General features: G+C 44.1%; 20 protein-coding genes and 1 pseudogene. 5 read left to right on the top strand and 16 right to left on the bottom strand.

Annotated elements, in window-relative coordinates; translation table 11 throughout:
• Positions 1-16: 16 nt before the first annotated feature.
• Entirely contained in the window at positions 17-637 is a 621-nt protein-coding gene (locus BLV00_RS16440; RefSeq protein ID WP_093046060.1) for an NAD(P)-dependent oxidoreductase, read from the top strand.
• 120 nt (positions 638-757) lie between these two features.
• Here BLV00_RS16440 and BLV00_RS16435 read toward each other — a convergent pair whose 3' ends face one another.
• The 9 genes from BLV00_RS16435 to BLV00_RS16395 all read right to left on the bottom strand — a co-directional run bounded on the left by BLV00_RS16435 (position 758) and on the right by BLV00_RS16395 (position 8,273).
• Positions 758-1,645 (bottom strand): M15 family metallopeptidase, encoded by an 888-nt coding sequence (locus BLV00_RS16435; RefSeq protein ID WP_093046059.1) that lies wholly within the window; start codon positions 1,643-1,645, stop codon positions 758-760.
• Positions 1,646-1,732: 87 nt separating this feature from the next.
• Entirely contained in the window at positions 1,733-3,211 is a 1,479-nt protein-coding gene (locus tag BLV00_RS16430) for a methyl-accepting chemotaxis protein (protein WP_093046058.1), read from the bottom strand.
• Positions 3,212-3,348: 137 nt separating this feature from the next.
• On the bottom strand, positions 3,349-3,591 hold the full coding sequence (locus BLV00_RS16425; protein WP_093046057.1) for an IDEAL domain-containing protein: 243 nt from the start codon (positions 3,589-3,591) through the stop codon (positions 3,349-3,351).
• 235 nt (positions 3,592-3,826) lie between these two features.
• Positions 3,827-4,891 (bottom strand): hypothetical protein, encoded by a 1,065-nt coding sequence (locus tag BLV00_RS16420; RefSeq protein WP_093046056.1) that lies wholly within the window; start codon positions 4,889-4,891, stop codon positions 3,827-3,829.
• A gap of 166 nt (positions 4,892-5,057) precedes the next feature.
• Entirely contained in the window at positions 5,058-5,672 is a 615-nt protein-coding gene (gene wrbA, locus BLV00_RS16415) for an NAD(P)H:quinone oxidoreductase (protein ID WP_093046055.1), read from the bottom strand.
• Positions 5,673-5,827: 155 nt separating this feature from the next.
• Positions 5,828-6,469: an ATP-binding cassette domain-containing protein gene (locus BLV00_RS16410; RefSeq protein WP_093046054.1), complete on the bottom strand. Its 642-nt coding sequence runs from the start codon at positions 6,467-6,469 to the stop codon at positions 5,828-5,830.
• Between the two features lie 5 nt (positions 6,470-6,474).
• Positions 6,475-7,155 (bottom strand): molybdate ABC transporter permease subunit, encoded by a 681-nt coding sequence (gene modB / locus BLV00_RS16405; RefSeq protein ID WP_093046053.1) that lies wholly within the window; start codon positions 7,153-7,155, stop codon positions 6,475-6,477.
• A 14-nt stretch (positions 7,156-7,169) separates the two neighbouring features.
• Positions 7,170-7,922 (bottom strand): molybdate ABC transporter substrate-binding protein, encoded by a 753-nt coding sequence (gene modA, locus BLV00_RS16400; RefSeq protein WP_093046052.1) that lies wholly within the window; start codon positions 7,920-7,922, stop codon positions 7,170-7,172.
• A gap of 132 nt (positions 7,923-8,054) precedes the next feature.
• Positions 8,055-8,273, bottom strand: a complete 219-nt coding sequence (locus BLV00_RS16395) for a hypothetical protein (RefSeq protein ID WP_093046051.1) — start codon at positions 8,271-8,273, stop codon at positions 8,055-8,057.
• Positions 8,274-8,519: 246 nt separating this feature from the next.
• Between BLV00_RS16395 and BLV00_RS16390 the strand changes: the two genes are divergently transcribed.
• Positions 8,520-9,395, top strand: coding sequence for a cation diffusion facilitator family transporter (locus BLV00_RS16390; protein WP_093046050.1), 876 nt, complete (start codon positions 8,520-8,522; stop codon positions 9,393-9,395).
• A gap of 107 nt (positions 9,396-9,502) precedes the next feature.
• Here BLV00_RS16390 and BLV00_RS16385 read toward each other — a convergent pair whose 3' ends face one another.
• From BLV00_RS16385 to BLV00_RS16370, 4 genes are all read right to left on the bottom strand, one after another.
• Positions 9,503-10,054 (bottom strand): GNAT family N-acetyltransferase, encoded by a 552-nt coding sequence (locus BLV00_RS16385; RefSeq protein WP_093046049.1) that lies wholly within the window; start codon positions 10,052-10,054, stop codon positions 9,503-9,505.
• Between the two features lie 76 nt (positions 10,055-10,130).
• Entirely contained in the window at positions 10,131-10,643 is a 513-nt protein-coding gene (locus BLV00_RS16380; protein WP_093046048.1) for a hypothetical protein, read from the bottom strand.
• A gap of 63 nt (positions 10,644-10,706) precedes the next feature.
• The gene (locus BLV00_RS16375) at positions 10,707-10,997 is read right to left on the bottom strand and encodes an AzlD domain-containing protein (RefSeq protein WP_093046047.1); all 291 of its coding nucleotides are present in this window, start codon (positions 10,995-10,997) and stop codon (positions 10,707-10,709) included.
• Positions 10,994-11,683 (bottom strand): AzlC family ABC transporter permease, encoded by a 690-nt coding sequence (locus tag BLV00_RS16370; protein ID WP_093046127.1) that lies wholly within the window; start codon positions 11,681-11,683, stop codon positions 10,994-10,996. Before BLV00_RS16370 ends, BLV00_RS16375 begins: the two co-directional genes overlap by 4 nt.
• A 465-nt stretch (positions 11,684-12,148) precedes the next feature.
• Between BLV00_RS16370 and nhaC the strand changes: the two genes are divergently transcribed.
• The gene (nhaC, locus tag BLV00_RS16365) at positions 12,149-13,525 is read left to right on the top strand and encodes a Na+/H+ antiporter NhaC (RefSeq protein WP_093046046.1); all 1,377 of its coding nucleotides are present in this window, start codon (positions 12,149-12,151) and stop codon (positions 13,523-13,525) included.
• Positions 13,526-13,590: 65 nt separating this feature from the next.
• Positions 13,591-14,418 (top strand): MBL fold metallo-hydrolase, encoded by an 828-nt coding sequence (locus BLV00_RS16360; protein WP_093046045.1) that lies wholly within the window; start codon positions 13,591-13,593, stop codon positions 14,416-14,418.
• Here BLV00_RS16360 and BLV00_RS16355 read toward each other — a convergent pair.
• Positions 14,415-15,197, bottom strand: coding sequence for a cobalamin-binding protein (locus BLV00_RS16355; RefSeq protein ID WP_093046044.1), 783 nt, complete (start codon positions 15,195-15,197; stop codon positions 14,415-14,417). The two genes, BLV00_RS16360 and BLV00_RS16355, sit on opposite strands and share 4 nt — an antisense overlap.
• A 96-nt stretch (positions 15,198-15,293) precedes the next feature.
• Here BLV00_RS16355 and BLV00_RS16350 point away from each other — a divergent pair, with 96 nt between their 5' ends.
• Positions 15,294-16,151 (top strand): alpha/beta fold hydrolase, encoded by an 858-nt coding sequence (locus BLV00_RS16350; RefSeq protein WP_093046043.1) that lies wholly within the window; start codon positions 15,294-15,296, stop codon positions 16,149-16,151.
• 66 nt (positions 16,152-16,217) lie between these two features.
• Here the strand turns inward: BLV00_RS16350 and map are convergent, their stop codons facing one another.
• Together map and BLV00_RS16340 are read right to left on the bottom strand one after the other, a co-directional pair.
• Entirely contained in the window at positions 16,218-16,973 is a 756-nt protein-coding gene (map, locus tag BLV00_RS16345; protein WP_093046042.1) for a type I methionyl aminopeptidase, read from the bottom strand.
• 93 nt (positions 16,974-17,066) lie between these two features.
• Positions 17,067-17,618 (bottom strand): annotated as a pseudogene (locus tag BLV00_RS16340) (sugar O-acetyltransferase).
• Positions 17,619-18,174: the final 556 nt, after the last annotated feature.

Here is an 18,174-nt window from a genome sequence, read left to right as displayed (position 1 = left end):
ATTTAGGAGGAATACGATGAAAATTGCTGTATTTGGAGCGACCGGAAGAATCGGCTCCGTATTTACTGGTTTAGCCGAAGATTCAGGATGGGAAGTTAACGCTCTTATTCGAAATCCCCATAAAATACCCCCTTCGCTTAGAAAAGTTAACGTTATAGAAGGAAATGCCTCACGGCGGTCTGATGTGGAAGCCACCATCAAAGGCTGCGATGCCGTTTTTGTCGGACTTGGCACTGATAAAACAGATACCCTGTCTGTCTCTGCTCCTCTGATTACCGAAGCCATGAAAAAATATAACGTAATCAGGGCAGTTATCATTGGGACAGCTGGGATATTGGACAGCCGTTATCAACCAGGGAAATATCGTTTTGAAACACCAGAAAGTAAGCGCAAGTCCACGGCAGCTGCTGAGGAACACTTAAAGGCTTATCAAGCATGGAAGGCCAGTGGACTTGACTGGACGTACATCTGCCCTACTTACCTGCCTGACGGTGATGTGCAGGGAGACGTTCGCTTTGAACGCAGCTACCTTCCGGAAAACGGAAAAAAAGTAACCGTTGGGGATACCGCAAGCTTCGCTTTTGATACGCTAGTGCAGGAAAAATTCATCCAGCAAAGAATCGGGATATGTTACTGAGCAACTATTTTTATAGTTACAGCAACCTTTTGAGTACCAGGGAGTTATAGGTTTCCCCAAACAAAAAAGCACCATCTGATTTCGAAGCGACTCGCCCGACTTCAGATGGTGCTTTTTAATTTATGGATATAATCCAAAGAACTCTTCTAAGGTTTCCTGCTCTTGATGAATTTCAGTGGCTGTTTCTATGCCGACATAACGTAAGTGCCATGGCTCATAGGCATAGCCTGTGATATCCGATTTTCCTTCTGGGTAGCGAATGATGAACCCATATTCGTGAGCATTGTCTTCAAGCCACTTGCCTTCTTTTGTTTCAATAAAAGACTGTTCCAGCTTGAAGGCTGCTGCCGCTGAAGTAACATCCATGGCCAGTCCGGTTTGATGTTCACTTGTTCCTGGTTTGGCGGAGAATTGATTGGCATGTTCTTTACCATTCTGACTTACATTATTTTGATAGATCTGTTTTTGCCTTTCATACGAACGGTAGCCTGAAGCCGCTACCAATTCTACCCCGTCCTGCTTTGCTCCACGGAAAAGTTCTTCCAATGCTTCAGCCGCCTCTAAGCGAAGCTGTTTCTTTTGGTGGAACTCATCAAAAGGGAACGGAACTTCAGGTACAGTCAAATTTTTCGGTTCAAACCCTTCCGGCAGTTTCCTGTTTTTATTGACTACTACCGTAATGGCATGGGGCTCCTTCACCGTAACCAGTTCAGAACCAGAGCCATCCCCAGAATCAGATTCAGTTTGTTTATCTTTTGTTTCATTTTCAGATTGATTATCATTCTGAGATTTTTTTTGCCCTGTATCCGTTTCTTTTTGATCAGCCTGTTGATCCGAATCTGCTCCGAAGCCTTCCGTATCATCCGGACCTTTCTCCTTATCGGGATTCTCTTGTTGGGAAGAACTATCAGAGGACGTCGAATTGCTATTATTCTCATTTGTGACGCCACTGCAGCCGGCACCTATAACCAGCAAAAAAAGCAATACGGTGATGTATAAATGCTTCATGTGAAATATCCTTTCGTAAAATAACTTCCTCTCAACTATAACATGGAAAAAGAGCAGGGTGACAAGTAATTGTTGAAAAAAATACCATCAGGACACTTGCTTATCCTCCTGTAACAAAGCCATCGAAGCATTTGTTTCTGTGATTGCTTCGGTTAAAACCTGCTGGTCATACGTTTGTTGTTCTACATGGGCCTGAAGCTGCTGCATGGTGGCAGAGGTCTCTTCAATGATCGCAGCCAGTTCATTAACAGCCTTATCAATAGAGAGAGAGGAGCTGCGTATATCTCTCGCCTGTCCATCGAACTCTTTCATTTTTCCAATGAAACCATCCAGTTTATTTGTAACAGAGGTAAAAGCACCGGAGGTCTCCGTCGTTATGGCGAGGCTCTCTTCCAGTTTCACTTCGTTATCCTTCACCTGGTTTTCTGTTTTGATTGCGCGTTCTTTAATTTCTGTTAAATTATCGTTAATCTGGACAGCAGTCTGGCTCGAACTTTCCGCAAGCTTACGTACTTCTTCCGCCACCACTGCAAACCCTTTTCCTGCTTCTCCAGCCCGGGCCGCTTCTATGCTTGCATTCAATGCCAATAGATTGGTCTGTTCCGCAATGGCCTGTATCTGCTTCGTAAAGTTGGTATTCTTTTTGATGCCCTCGGTCAATTGTTCCATATCACCTCGCATCTGGTCAAAAGCTTCCTTGAAACCTTCCATCGTATGGGTAAGTGATTGTAAAGAAGTTTTTCCAAGAGCAGAAGAATCCTGGACTTCTTCCCCGGATTGAGCCAAATCATCAAAATCACTCATCATTCTTTCCAATAATCCATTTGCCTGATCGGTAGAAGTAGTAATCTCTGTAATTGCTGATGCCTGTGACTGGGCAGCGTGGGAGATCTCCTGGAACGATAGATTCATCTCATTCATCATCCCGGTATTCTTTTTACTGCTCGTATCAATAGCCGTCATATTGGATTGTACGTCGCTTGCGACCTTTCTAATCCTTTGTGCCTGCTCGCCACTTTCTATTACAAGTTTATTATTATGTACCAGGTTTGTTTCTACGTCACCTAGTAATTGCCTTGAAAGTCTGACCTGAATCATCAACACAGCAAAAACCAAAATGAAAAACACGAGTGAAATAATAGTGGCCCGCATATCAAAGTCCATCACTTCCCCTTTAACTATGACAAAAAGAGCAAGTAACCCTAGCCCTAAAACGCCCCCTGTCATCAATACAGTCAAAGATAAAGAAACGGCAGCTACTCCCAGCAGGAAAAATGTGAACAACATGTTCGTAACATAATCAGAACTCATCATGATGACGAAGGCCACTCCAGTCATTCCCGAAACAGCGACATACGGAACCGCCTGCTGCCAAAGCTTCTTATAATGGAAAAGTATCATCAACCCTGCCACTACAGATCCTCCAATTCCAAGAGCCAGCATGTTGACCATCGGAGCTCCTACTGCGAGTTCCGCTCCTAACCCAAGCAGGATGGATAAAAGCATAATTTTTATTAAGACTCCATTCTGCTTTACTAAAATCGTCTGTTTGATATTATTCTCCACCGTGTTCTCCCCCTATAAATGAACCTTTATTCATATATCTAATATATCGGCTCATTAGGGCATTAATTAAAATTGTTCCACACACCAAAAAGACCGGTCCACCTGGTGTACGGTGAACCGGTCTGAAAAATGTTTAGTTACTCCCATGTATAGGGTTGATACTGTTTGCTTAAACGATCGAAACTATCTCGGTCTTCATTTGCTATTGCCTCATTAATCTGTTCATCCAATTTATGTTTATTGAACTCATAACTTAATTCATCAAGGATTAATCTGGAGGCGAGTTGTAAACCAAAGGATAATTCTCGTTTAGCAGTGATTGTCTTATTTCCAAAAACAGGGCTTCTTCGCAACACGTAATTGATTTTTTGCTTTTTCATGTGGCCTACCCCCTAAAGACTTTTTTCTATTATGCAGGAAATCGTTGTGTTTTGCAACAATTTTCTGAATATTTACTATACAGTTCCCCGCTTCAACCCTTGTTAAACCTGAACTTAACGATTATTATTTTGTAAATATTGGTAATTAATAAGTTAAAAAGGACTGCCTTTGTCCTTATAGGCAGTCCTTGTTGTATGAGTCTCTCCACTCATTTTATCATATAAAATGCAACTATTAATTCTTTGGTCCTTTTTCTTTGTTTTTATTTTTTCCTTGACCTTTATCAGCAGCTTCCTTAGCTTTCGCTTCCGCCTTTGCTGCTTTCTTCTTTACTTTAGCTTCAGCTTTGGCTTGCTCTGCCTTTGCTTTAGCTTCTTGCTTTTTAGCCTTTGCTGCCTCTTTGGCTTTTTTAGCGATTGCTGCCCCTTGACTATCTTCTTCGATTGTTTCCTCGATATCTTCTGCCGTTTCTTCAGCGGAATCAGAAGTGTTGACAATCACGGAATCTTTTTCTTGGTCAGATTCCTCAGCTGTTTGTTCTTCGTCAAGGCCAGCTAATTGTTCTTTCAAAGCGCTAATATTACCATATTTAGCTTCCAGACGCTCTAATGACTTATTCATATTGCGCTCAAGCACAAATTTTGCACGCTCGTTTGTCACTTTCATAGAAGCCAGTTTCAAAGCAATCACATTTTGACCGATTTTAGCTTCCAGCATTTCTCCTTCATCATTACTTTCCTCTTCTTCAGAGCTTTCATCATTTTCATCTTCTTCTACATCTATTGGATCTTCTTCACTTTCTTCCTCATCACTATCGGTACCTTCTTCATCTGTTTTTTCTTCGTCGCTGGCCGTATCTTCTTCATCAGCGCCTGTGTCTTCATCTTGCTCTTCGTTGTATGTATCTTCCTCGACTAATGATTCTGCTTTTTCCATTAATTCGGCAGCTTTTTGCAAAAGTTCGACTGCTTCCGCTTCATTACCTTCTTCAATCAGCTCTTCTGCTTTTTCAATTTGCTTTTCTGCAAAATCTACAAACAGGTTGGCTTGTTCCATATCATCCTCATCCAGCGACCATTGCAACTGATTCACCAATGTATGGAGAAAATTAAAAAGATCACCCTCGAAATAAATCGCTTCGTTTTTCACATCTTCTTCAGTTTCGATCTCTTTTTCGACCTCACTCATATCTACTGTCACAGTGTCATCATCTTCCGCCCAGGCAGAATAGGGTACCGCAGAAATAGCTACTGCCAAAGCCGCGGATGATAGTACATTAATTACTTTCTTGTTTTTCATTGGATTTCCCCCTTTTATGTTTTCGTTCATACTTTTACGTAAAGCGTTTTATCTTTACGGGGGTACATGCTTCATTTTTTTACAAAAACATTTCAAAATCATTTCAATACGTTAAATGGCTGCATATAAAAAGCGCCTCTTTTAAGAGACGCTTTTCCCTGAATATTTATTTTTCCTGGCCTTTTACGACCATTTCTGCTACTTGAAGTGTACGGAGTGCCTGGTTTCGTACTGCTTCCTCTACGTCTTCTTGCATATTACCTTCCGCATCGACAGTGACACTTGTACCATATGGGTTTCCTCCAGAAGCGAATGCTGCGTCATTGGTATAACCCGGAGCAGCAATTAACACGCCCCAGTGAAACAAGCTGGTATAAAGGTTAAGGATAGTAGCTTCTTGGCCTCCATGAGGATTCTGAGCCGATGACATGGCACTGGCAACTTTGTTTACCAGTTTTCCCTGGAACCAAAGTCCACCGGCCTGGTCCATCAACTGTTTAAATTGTGCCGGCACGTTTCCGAACCTGGTCGGCACACTGAAAATGTAGGCATCTGCCCATTCCAGGTCATCGACCGTCGCTTCTGTTACATCTTTAGTTGCTTCGTAGTGTTCTTTCCAGGCAGGATTCTGTTCGATTGCTTCCATTGGAGCAGTTTCTGGCGTCTTTACCAATTTCACTTCTGCTCCGGCCTGCTTGACTGCATCCTCAGCCCATTTCGCCATCTTATAGTTGGTACCGGTTGAACTGTAATAAATTACTGCTACTTTTACATTTGCCATCGTTACCCTCTCCTTACTTAGAGTCGTTCTAAAGTTCGAATTCAGCCAACGCTAACTGTCTCATCACATTTTTACTAATACCCGTGTATTTCATCACTCAAACTAAAGATTCTTCATTTCAAGATATACAGCATAAAGAAAGGCTTGAACTACAGTCAAGCCTGTTGTGTTATCTTTCCGTCATGCATGTATAATATCGAATCACCCAGCTTGCTTGCTTCATCATGATCGTGGGTTACAAGCAGGATCGGTATCTGCCATTCCTGTTTTAGCCTCAGAATTTCTTCATGGCACTGCAGACGATTTTTTTCATCCAGGGCTGAAAATGGTTCGTCCATCAAAAGCAGATCAGGACGGTATGCGAGCGCCCGGACAAGAGCCACACGTTGTTTTTCCCCACCTGAAATTTCGCCTGGATACTTGCTTAACAAGTGGTTGATTCCAACGATGTCGATCAATCGCTTCAAGTGGTCTCCAGAATTAGGTAGTTGTTTCGATTTTATGCCATAATAAATATTCTTTTCCACGGTCACATGAGGAAATAAAGCATAGTCCTGGAACACATAGCCGACATTCCTTTGCTGTGGAGGAAGATCCACTTTGCCTGCCTGATATAACATCCGGCCGCCGAGCCCGATCTCCCCTTGTTCCGGCTTGAGCAGGCCGGCGAGCATGTTTAGTAATGTCGTCTTTCCAGAACCGGATCTACCAAAAAGAATCACCAGTTCTTCTTCTACTGTGAAGGACACATCCAGCTTATAATGTTCCAAGTTCTTTTCCAGGTTTACCTTCAACATGCCCTTCACCTCTTCCGACCGACGTGTTTTTTCCAGGGACGCTGGTTCCAATTATTAAGCCAATATATCGTCGTGAACCCGATAACTACCATGATGATGACCCAGACGAGCGCTTGATTTTCATTCCCAGCTTCTACTGAAAAATAAATGGCGAGTGGCAGCGTGTCCGTTACACCTGGAATGTAGCCTGCCAGCATCAATGTCGCTCCAAATTCACCAAGAGCACGAGCGAAAGACAGGACAAGCCCTGCAACCAGCCCAGGCCATGCCAGCGGGAAAGAAATCGTCCAGAACACCCGCCACCTGCTCGCCCCCATGGTATATGCAGCGTTTTCCAGCGAGCGATCATACTTAGAAAAAGCTGCAACGGCGCTTTGATACATCAATGGAAATGAAACGACCATAGCAGCAATGACAGCCGCATACCAGGTGAACACGATCTGGATGTCAAACCATTCAAGCAGCAATTTACCGATCCATCCATTTTTACCAAACAAATACAATAGCGCAAAACCCACCACTGTAGGCGGGAGAACTAAGGGTAATAAAAACAGAGCATCGAGTACTTGCTTACCTGGGAAACTTCTTCGCGTCATCCATCTTGCACTAAAGGTACCGGCTGCGAACACTATGATCGTAGATATCGTGGCTATCCTGATGGATAACCATAACGGAGATAAATCCATACTAACACCCTGCCTTATTGTTCAAACCCGAACTCTTTTATGGTCTGTTTTGCTTCCTCGCTATGTATATATTGCAGGAACTCTTCGGCTGCTTCCTTCTGCTTAGATTCTTTGACAATCCCAGCAGGATAAATAATCGCTGTATGATGATCTTTGTTGACTTCGTCAGCTGCCCTTAATTTATTCGACTTTATCATATCACTTTGATAGACGAATCCTGTATCGACGTTCCCGGATTCAACATAGGCTGCTACTTGCTGCGCATTTTTACCATAAACCAGCTTTCCTTGAATATCTTTCCATAAACCGAGACTTTCCAATGCTTGTTTGGCATACATCCCCGCCGGTACGCTCTTCGGATCTCCAATAGCTATTTGGGATACAGCATCTGTTGTAAGCTTTTTAAGTACAATATCACTCGAATCGTTTACTGCCAGAACTAACCGGTTGGCCATTACCGAAGCTATACTTTTTTCATCCATCATTCCATTATCGCTAGCCTCTTTCATCCAGTATTCGCTCGCAGATATGTATATATCACTCGGCGCACCTTGTTCGATTTGCTGTGCCAGTGTCCCTGAGGAACCAAAATTCATCGTTAATTGAATGTCGGTCTGGGATTCAAAATCTGTTTCTATTTGTTTCATCACACCGGTAAGACTTGAAGCTGCGGCGATACGAAGCTCTGGTTTACCCATCTGATTATCTCCCTGACAACCCGTTAATACTAAAAGTCCTAAGATTACTGCTATAATGTTACGTGTCATATGATTCCCATCCTGCAACTCAGTCTAACACCCATTATAACGAATCCTCTGGTATTTTGACTACATATACACAACAAATAGAAATAGCCGTACATGGGGGAATACATGCACGGCCATTGGAAAGTCTATCTCTTAGATTACCATTTCGTAATAAGCCGGATAAGTCCAATAGGCATCCTGCCAACCACGTTGGATTGCCAACTCTTCAAAATTTCTAGCCTGACTTCCATAAAAACTAATAAGAGCTTGTTCGGGTGTTGCAGAATCTGGGTTATAAGATAATAGTACCGGTTTAGAAAATTTCATTTCATCTACATAACCTTCAATGATGACAGTTTCCTGAATAATCAAAAGACCACCCCCGTTTTTGTAAAATTTTAAATATTATAATAACTATGCCTCTGGTTTGTATATACCCTTGTAACACAAAAGTAATCGTTTTATAAGAAATTTATCTATCTCATTATTTGACTGCTGCAAAAAACATTGGCATATCACAACTACTGTGAGACAGACTATCATTGTTTCTCTAGACTTACACAAGCAGGCTTTGGTAAGCTATTTATGCTTGACAGCCTAAATTCCGGAGGCAGTATTATGAACGAATATGAGAATTTAAAAAAGGGAGAAAAAGGAGCATGGATCAGTATCATTGCCTACCTCCTATTAGCAGTGGTGAAATTGTCCATCGCTTATATCGGCGGTTCCTCGGCATTAAGAGCTGACGGTTTAAATAACACCACCGATATCATCGCATCGCTGGCAGTGTTGATCGGCTTGAGAATCTCCAGAAAACCCCCAGACGAAGACCATCACTATGGCCATTTCCGCGCAGAAACGATAGCTTCCCTGATCGCTGCTTTCATTATGATGACTGTCGGTTTCGAAGTGCTATACGGAACCTTCCAAAGCATGTGGACGAGCGATTACAGTCAGCCGGACATGGTGACAGCCTGGACTGCACTTGCGGGTGCTGGTGTCATGATCGGAGTTTATCGCTTCAATTTAAAATTATCTAAAAAAATCAGCAGTGCTTCTCTCTATGCAGCTGCTCAGGATAATCGGTCCGATGCCCTGGTAAGTCTAGGCGCTTTTACCGGGATCATCGGTACTCAGTTCGGCCTCTACTGGCTGGATCCCCTGGCCGGATTTATTGTGGGTATCATTATATGTAAGACCGCTTGGGATATTTTTTCCGATTCGACCCATACACTAACGGATGGTTTTGATGAAGATTTGCTTCAGGATATCAGACATCATATTTCTAAGAATCCAGGGGTATGGGTGGTGAAAGATGTTAAAGGACGTCTCCAAGGGAACATTATTTTGATTGATGTAACTATCCTTGTCGATCCGCACATCACTGTGCAGGAAGGCCATGAGATCACCGATGAAATCGAAGATATGCTGGAAGACGAACTCAATATTCGTTTTGCGCAAATCCATATTGAACCATATGAGGAAGAAGTATAAAGCCATGGTTCCCGGTGAACTCCGGATTCATGGCTTTCGTGTGTGTAAACTTTTTAATTAATAAAAAAACACCTCCGCGCTGCTTGTCAGGAGGTGCCTGCATTTTATTAAATCTGTTTACTTTGTGAAGCAAACCATTGAACTAGTTCATTAATATGTTTCCATCCGAAAGCCGTTTCTTCATACGTACCTTCTCCTATGGTAACGGTTTCTGCCTCCACTAGCTTAGCACCGTGTTTACGATAAAAATCGCTCGATGGATTGTGAGTCAGCACCCACACGAGCAGCGATTGATAGCCAGCCTCCTTCATTTCTTTTCCGAAGGCTTCTAACAGCAACCCACCGAGTCCCTGCCTTTGGTAGGAATCTAACAGATAAATGGCATAAATTTCACCATCGTAGCCATAATGCTTCGTCCTTTCTTTTCCACCTGAGACAAAGCCTACTACCTTGCCTTCATCGCTTTCCACAACAAGAGCAACCTGACCATTGACAGGGACTTTCAAGACGGCTTCCCAAAGGGCGATTCGGTTTTCCACGGTTATATTACTCATATCCTTTTCGTCTATCAAATCTTTGTATGTAGATTTCCAACTCCTGACATGCACATGCGCTATTTGTTCTGCATCTGCAAAAACTGCCTTTCTTACATGAAACATACTAGATCCTCCTTCAAACACTGGTTATGAACGCCAACAGCAGCATGCTCGATACTGCTGTCAGCTTTCTTACTTGTTAACATTGGAAGGTAACAATTCGATCTGTATCTATGCCAAAATAAACCCATTGCCTGCGGCGTGGCCGCCAACGATAACCGGCAACAGACCGGCGCCCGATGAATACAGGGTAGAACCAAAATCTTTGCCCGTTACGCAGCATCACTCTCGTCATTCGGTATAGGCAGCCGTAAAAAGCCCCAGGGTCTACAGCATACACCCCAGGTCCGCCTTGGAATGACTGTGCTCCAAATTGTGGTACATCTGTTGGCGGTGGTGGTAATTGCATCGTCTGCCCCTGACCACCGCCTACCGGTCCTTGCCCCGGGAATCCTCCTGGGCCCTGACCTGGAAAGCCACCTGGACCTCCAGGGAATCCGCCCGGTCCGCCAGGGAAGCCACCTGGACCCTGGCCCGGAAAACCGCCTCCGCCAGGGCCGAAGCCTGGAAAGCCGCCAGGACCTTGCCCTTGGCCATAGCCGCCGCCAAATCCAGGTAAGTTAGAAAAAAATCCTCCTTGTTGTCGATCCATATGCGATCAAACTCCTTTATAGGAATAATCTCTACACTATATGCATCGCAACAGGGCGCGTGACTAGAGAGTCACCAAAAACACTGTAGTGATCGCACCTATCACCACTAAGATTATATTCATCCCGAACCATGCTAATGTAATGGCGACCGCCCCGCCGATCAACCCGACATGAGGAGCATCCGGTTTCACTGTCATGATCCCTGGGAAAATCAATGCTCCTAAAGCTGCGTAAGGAATCGCGTTCAGCCATCGATCCACCCAACGGGGAAAGTTCAACTTATCCACTATAAAAGCCGGCATTAACCTTGGGATAGCAGTGACAATTGCCATCCCGATGATCACCCACATCATGCTGCTTCCTCTCCTTTCAGCAGGAAGACGCCACAGCCCCCGCCAATGATCGTTCCAAGTACTATCGCCCATCCATCACTGATAAATAATGAGAAAAAGAAATTGATTAGCATCGCCAGCAAAGCTACCAGTGCAACCTTTGTCTCTTTTTTTACAGATGGAATCAGTAAACCGATGAACATGGCATACAAAGCAATTCCCATACTTTGGCTAAGTCTGCCTGGAATCACATCGCCCAGTACACCGCCTAAAAAAGAACCGCCTACCCACGATATATAAGCAGTAAGAATCAACGCTCCATAAAACCAGGTTCCATGGGTCTCCTTTGCCTCTTTGGCATGCAGGGAAGAAACCGTAAAAGTTTCATCGGTTAATCCGAGTGATAAGGGGACTTTCCACTTCAAGCTCACTTCCCTCAGACGGTTCATGAACGAAAGGCTCATGACAAAATGGCGGAAATTCAACACGAAAGTAGCAATGACGATTTCGACCATCCCCGTGCCTAACGCAATCATATTAGCTCCCATGAACTGGGCAGCTCCCGCGAAAACAAGAATACTCATCAGGGTCAATTCCAAATTAGAAAGTCCGGATTGTCTGGCCAGCACTCCATATGTAATCGCTACCGGCAAATAGCCGAGCATGATCGGAAAGCCTGCAGCAATCCCCCGTTTAATCATCGTCATCCGCACAGATTGATCTGTTACAGCAACAGCATTAGGTTCCACAACTTTCCCCCGCAATCAAGAAAATTTCCACTATTATACACAATTATAACTTATCTTGAAAGAACTTATTGATAATACCCTCAATAGTAATAAATGACAATCAGAAAATACATTGACAAACTTCCCGGCTATCCTTTATATTTACTTTACAACATAAAAGCGTTTAAGTGTAAAAGAAAAGCATCAGGGATTCCACAGTAGATGGAACAGAAACAGCATCAGAGACTGGATGGCAGCTGAGAATCCAGGTTTCTTTCCATTCGAATTACAGAGTTCGTCAAGGCTATGTTTTCTTTTAGAAAGAGCGGATGATCGTTCATCAATCAGGGTGGTACCGCGGAGCCAGGCTTCGTCCCTATTCAGGGATGAAGCCTTTTGTATGTTCACAAACTTACGCTTTTTAAGAATATAGGAGGAATCGTAATGCTTCATTTACAGCCTAAAAAATTACCAGGGTTAATGGAATCAATCGGAATGCTGCTTGTTATTGTAAGTTTGATCAGTTTTTTTATCATTGAATTGCAGAGTGTTCCACACGTGCCGATTTTATTAGCGGTACTTTTGATGATTACCTATGGATTTATTAAAAAATTCACCTTTGCCCAGCTTCAGGAAGGGATGGTACAGGGTGCCCAATCAGGGATGGGTGCTGTCCTGATCTTTTTCCTGATTGGAATTCTGATCAGCAGCTGGATGGCAAGCGGGACGATCCCGGCATTGATGGATGTCTCTTTTTCTTTAGCCGGAGGATCCTGGTTCCTAGCAATTGTTTTTACGATCACGGCAATCACCGGTGTGGCACTCGGGAGCTCATTCACTACCAGTGCTACCCTTGGAGTAGCATTTCTTGGAGTGGCCCAGTCGATGGACGCATCGCTTGCAATGACAGCAGGCGCCATCGTTTCAGGGGCTTTCTTCGGGGATAAAATGTCCCCGTTATCCGATACGACCAACCTTGCGTCCACAGTAGTAAAAGTGGATTTATTCGACCATATTAAAAACATGGCCTGGACGACGATTCCAGCTTTTATCATTTCTTTTATTCTGTTTGCTGTGTTATCTCCACAACAGCGTGTGCAGTCAGAAAATTTAGCTACAATTCACAACGCATTAATTGAATCAGGATTGGTTCATTGGAGTTCCTGGATTCCAGTCCTTGTTTTACTGGCGATGACTGTCACAAAAAGACCAGCCTTTGTTGCATTAGCAGTCAGCAGTATTACTGCAACGCTGATTGCCGGCTTACGTGGGATCCTGCCATGGAGTGAACTGTGGAGTACCTGGTTTGGCGGTTACAGTGCAAGCACCAATAATGACATGGTCAATGAAATGCTTTCCAGAGGCGGAATCGACAGTATGCTGTTCACGATATCACTTGTAATCCTTGCTCTTGCGCTTGGCGGATTGTTCTTTGTGACCGGAGTCATTCCATCCGTGCTGTTCCACGTACAGCGCATGCTGCAATCTGTTCGAACAATTACATTATCAACAGCGTTTACTGCAATCGGTATCAATGTCTTTATCGGGGAACAATACCTTTCGATTCTTTTGACAGGCGAAGCATATCAGGATATCTATGACCGCGCGAATCTGGCCAGAAAAAATTTATCCCGGACGCTGGAGGATGCCGGGACAGTAATCAACCCACTCGTTCCATGGAGTGTCTGCGGTGTATTTCTTGCTGATGTTCTCGGAGTAGCGGTCATCGATTATCTGCCGTTTGCATTCTTTTGCCTGCTAAGCCCGATACTAACTATCTTATATGGATTGACTGGGAAAACTATTACAAAAAAAGCCTGAATCTCTTTTCATGCATAACATCCCCGCTTTCTATCAAGACTAAAAGAAAACGAGGAGCATGAGACATGGATAAACATCAGGAACATTTGCAAGATGGTTGGAAAATGGACCATGCGGAACCGGACATCATCAAAGAAGATCTGGCCATTTACCAGACTCTGATCGCCAATGTTTGTATGATCGGAACAGAAAACACCGACGACTGGGTACTTGTCGATACCGGAATTGCCCGCTATGGGGAACGAATCCTGGCAGCCTGTGAAAAACGATTTGGAGACCGTCCGCCAAAAGCAATTATTCTGACACACGGGCATTTTGACCACGTCGGCTCAGCTAAGTATCTCTGCAAGCATTGGGATGTCCCGGTTTTCGTTCATCCGATGGAGTGGGACTATGTCATCGGAAGACGGGATTATCCAGTCGGGGATTCAACCGTGGGTGGCGGCACCATTGCCTTATTCTCACCGTTTTTTCCATCCAGAGGCGTAAACCTGGCAAGATATGCCGAGAAACTTCCGGAAGATGGAAGCCTACCCTTTTTACCAGATTGGAAATACATTCATACCCCAGGCCATACACCTGGGCACATTTCCTTATTCCGGAAAAAAGACAAAGCCTTGATTGCTGGAGATGCATTTACTACAGAAAAAACAGAGTCCACCCTTTCCGTTTTCACCCAGGCTCAACATGTCCACGGACCTCCCGCCTATTATACTCCTAACTGGCGAGAGGCTGAGACATCCGTCAAGCGGTTGGCTGAACTGGATCCTTCTGTCGCAATCACCGGCCACGGTCTGCCGATGGAAGGTGAAGCACTCACCAAGCAATTGAATGAACTGGCAGATAACTTCCGGGAACTGGCGATTCCTAAGCATAAACGTAGCATTCACTAATCCTGGGAAATTTCAGGATGGAGAAGGTCAGAAAGTTTTTTCAATCCTTCTAACAAACGAGGAGACGGTCGGCAATATAGCGATTCCTCCAGGACATGGATCTGATTCTGCTTGACTGCCGTCATTTCCTCCCAGCCCGGACGCTTCTTCACAAGCGCCGGGTTCATTTTTTCTTCTTTAACGCCTACCCACACCATACAGATATGTTCAGGATTCCGTTGCAGCACATCCCCCCAATCGGTTTGGATATTCGCTTCCGCTTCTGTTTGAAAAATATTATACGCACCGGCAAGTTCACTTATCTCGGTAAGCCAGTTCGCTTTTCCAGGGGTGAAAATGGGCTTCGGCCACCACTCCCAATATAAAGCAGGCCGCTCCGTCAATTGTCCTGCCCTGCTCCGGTACTTTTCAATATTTCGGACAAACTCCTCCCTCTTTTCTCTCGCAGATGACTCTAAACCAATTGCTTCTCCGACTGTTACCAGGTCATCGGCAATCTCTGTTAATGAATTTGGGTTCAAGATGATATATGGCAGCCCTTTTTTATCCAAAGCTTCTATATTCTTTTCCATCCCCGGAACGCTTAAGGAGGCAAGCACCAGATCCGGCTCAAGCGCTGCGACCTTTTCCATATCAATCGATAAATCCGGCCCTACTCGCGGGAGATGATTTATTTCTTCCGGCCAATCGGAATAGTCATCCACCCCTACCAGCCATTCTGTTTTTCCCAAGTATGCAAGAAGCTCTGTGTTACTGGGGCATATTGACACAATTCGCACATTATCTCCTCCTATTTCGGAATTATCAGGTATTTCATTTTCTTCCATTATAGCTTATATTTAGAGTAGCGATAACCATTAGGGAAGGGTGTTAGGATGAAGCCGATTTTATTTGAAACTTCCAAGGGGCTGGTTGAGTTCAGTTATGAAGGCAATGGTCCTGTCATTTTATTATTAAAAGGCGGGCATTGCAGCCGTGACACAGATCTTTCACACCGAAGCCTCATCCATGAAGGATACACCTTGTTGACAGTTTCACGGCCAGGCTATGATAAAACAGATATCAGAACCGGAAAGAAACCCGAAGACTTTGCAGATACATTGATTGAAGTCCTTGACCACCTGTCAATCCCCACAGCCCACGTCATTACTGTATCTGCCGCGGGTCCTACTGGACTTGCGCTTGCTTTTCATTATCCATCCCGGGTAAAAACATTGACTCTTGAAGCTGCACTCGTAACGCCCTGGGAAGTACGATTCCAGCGTAAAGGAAAGCTATTGTTCGCACCAGCCGGCTCACTTGTATGGAGAGGTTTGCGGAGTCTTTTGAAAGTCCAACCTGACTTTGTGATGAAGTTGATGTTAAAGGAGTTGACTACTGAAGATCCTGAAAAGCTCTTACGTGGTCTATCCAAGCAAGACCGGAGATTCCTCTATGATATGCTCGCCACTTCCCACTACGGTAAAGGGTTTTCCGCTGATTTAGATCATAACCCTATTGACCTCTCAAAACTTACAGTTCCTGTCCTTGGTATGTACTCTCAAAAAGACGGCAGTGTCCATTACTCGAATGCGATTCTGCTTCAATCACTGGTTCCCCATAGTGAGATATATGAGGTTCCATCCGATAGTCACTTGATTTGGATTGGAGACCACGCCAACGAACTATGGGGTAAGCGGCTCGAATTTCTAAAGAAGCATACGGAAGTTCGCCAGCCCCTGGAAACAAAATAAATATGTAAATAAAAAAGCTGTCCTTGAAAGTGATTTCACATTCACCTTTCTGGGACAGCTTTCTTTTTAATCTTCTTCTTGCTCGGTTAAAATCACCGGACCATCAGCCGTGATTGCTACGGTATGTTCATATTGGGCAGACAGCGAACCATCTACAGTCCTAGCCGTCCAGTTATTTGTATCCATCTTGCTTTCCCAACCGCCAATATTGACCATCGGCTCAATCGTAATGACCATTCCTTCTTTCAAGCGGGCTCCTTTTCCAGCTTCACCAAAGTGGGGAATGTATGGATCCTCATGAATCGTCTCACCTATTCCATGACCCGTGAAATCACGAACAACTGAGTAGCCTTCCCCTTCGACATAGCTTTGAATCGCATGGCCGATATCGCCGATACGCTTCCCGACTTGCGCCTGCTCAATCCCTTTATAAAGGGAGGATTTTGTAACATCCATCAGCTTTTGTGCCTCTTCGCTGATATTTCCGACCGGATGTGTCCAGGCAGAATCCGCCAAACCACCGTTCAAACGGATTACCATATCCACTGTAACGATATCTCCATCCTTCAATTCATCTTTTCGTGGGAAACCATGACAAATCTCATCGTTGATGGAAGCGCATGTGGCATATTCATACCCTTGATACCCTTTTTGCTCGGCTGTTGCCCCATGCTTTACTAAATATTTTTCCACGAAATTTTCAATATCCATGGTGGTGATTCCTGGTTTTATAAAACTCCTGAGTTCTTTATGCACCTTGGCCAGCAGCTTGCCAGCTTCTTGCATCAGTTCGATTTCCCGCTTACTTTTTCGTTTAATCATCCTGTCATCCCCTCTTTCCTGCAATTCAATTATCCTTCAACCATTATAGATGGTAACGAAATATTACATGAGATGCTATCCATAACTATTGTATCAATTTAATTGTCTAACGACACTGCACGGGTTTCCAGCCGCGAATACATTAGCTGGAATATCGCGTGTCACGACGCTTCCAGAACCGGTAACCGTATTATCACCAATTGTCACGCCAGGATTCAATATAGATCCTCCGCCAATCCAAACATCATTTCCCACATAGATAGGCTTTCCGAATTCCAGTCCTGTCTTTCTTTTCTCGGCATGGAGGGGGTGTGTAGCCGTCACTTGAACTTTCGGTCCCAGCAAAACCCGATCGCCAAATGTAATTTTACACACATCTAAAAATACACAATCAAAATTTGCAAAGAATTCTTCGCCGACATGAATATTATAGCCATAATCGCAATAAAAAGGCGGCTCGATACCGAATTCTTCACCAGTCGATCCGAATAACTCCCTAATCAATCGAATTCGGTAATCGCTGCCATGCTCACTCGAATGGTTGAATTCTCTTGTGAACTTCCTGGCCCGTAACCGCTCCTAAACCAATTCCTCATCCCAAGCCTGATAAAGTTCACCACGCAGCATTTTCTCTTTTTCAGTCATCGCCTATTCTCCTTTTCATCTAATTCTCTATTTACAATATCATGAAATTAAGATACTGTATTCTTTAAAAATCAAGATAGAGGGTTCCCTTGCCATAAGTAATCTTGTCAGTGGAACAGCTCGCTTTTCTTTTTTAAAAAAATCTCTTGATTTTAAAGTTATGCTCCCTTTAATTGAAGACTCAGTTTCGAGATGGTGGGGTCCGTTAACATGAGAGGAATGGGATAGTCTGGGAAACAACTCGCTTTCCAGCTTCATCGCCTAGACACTCGTGACATAAGCAGTCCATCAACGGGAAGAAAGAACATTTCCCTTTTGCTGTTCTGCTTATGCGTGTCGTGTCTCCCAAGGCGATTACGCATTCATTTCTTTCCTGCGGGGACCTGGCAAGCTTCCTCGGGCTAAAAGCCCTGCGGGATCTCGCCCAGCCCTTTCTCCCGCGGGAGATTCCTGTGGGATTCAATAGAGGGGTCCTTGTATTAAAAAAAGCCCTCCGTTATGATGCATTTGTACAACCAAATACAAACATCAAAAGGAGGACTTCCCCTTGAATTCT

It is taken from the genome of Thalassobacillus cyri (assembly GCF_900107755.1).
Classification (GTDB): Bacteria; Bacillota; Bacilli; order Bacillales; family Halobacillaceae; genus Thalassobacillus; species Thalassobacillus cyri.
Note: the sequence above shows the minus strand (reverse complement) of the source record. Positions and strands in the feature narration are given on the sequence as shown.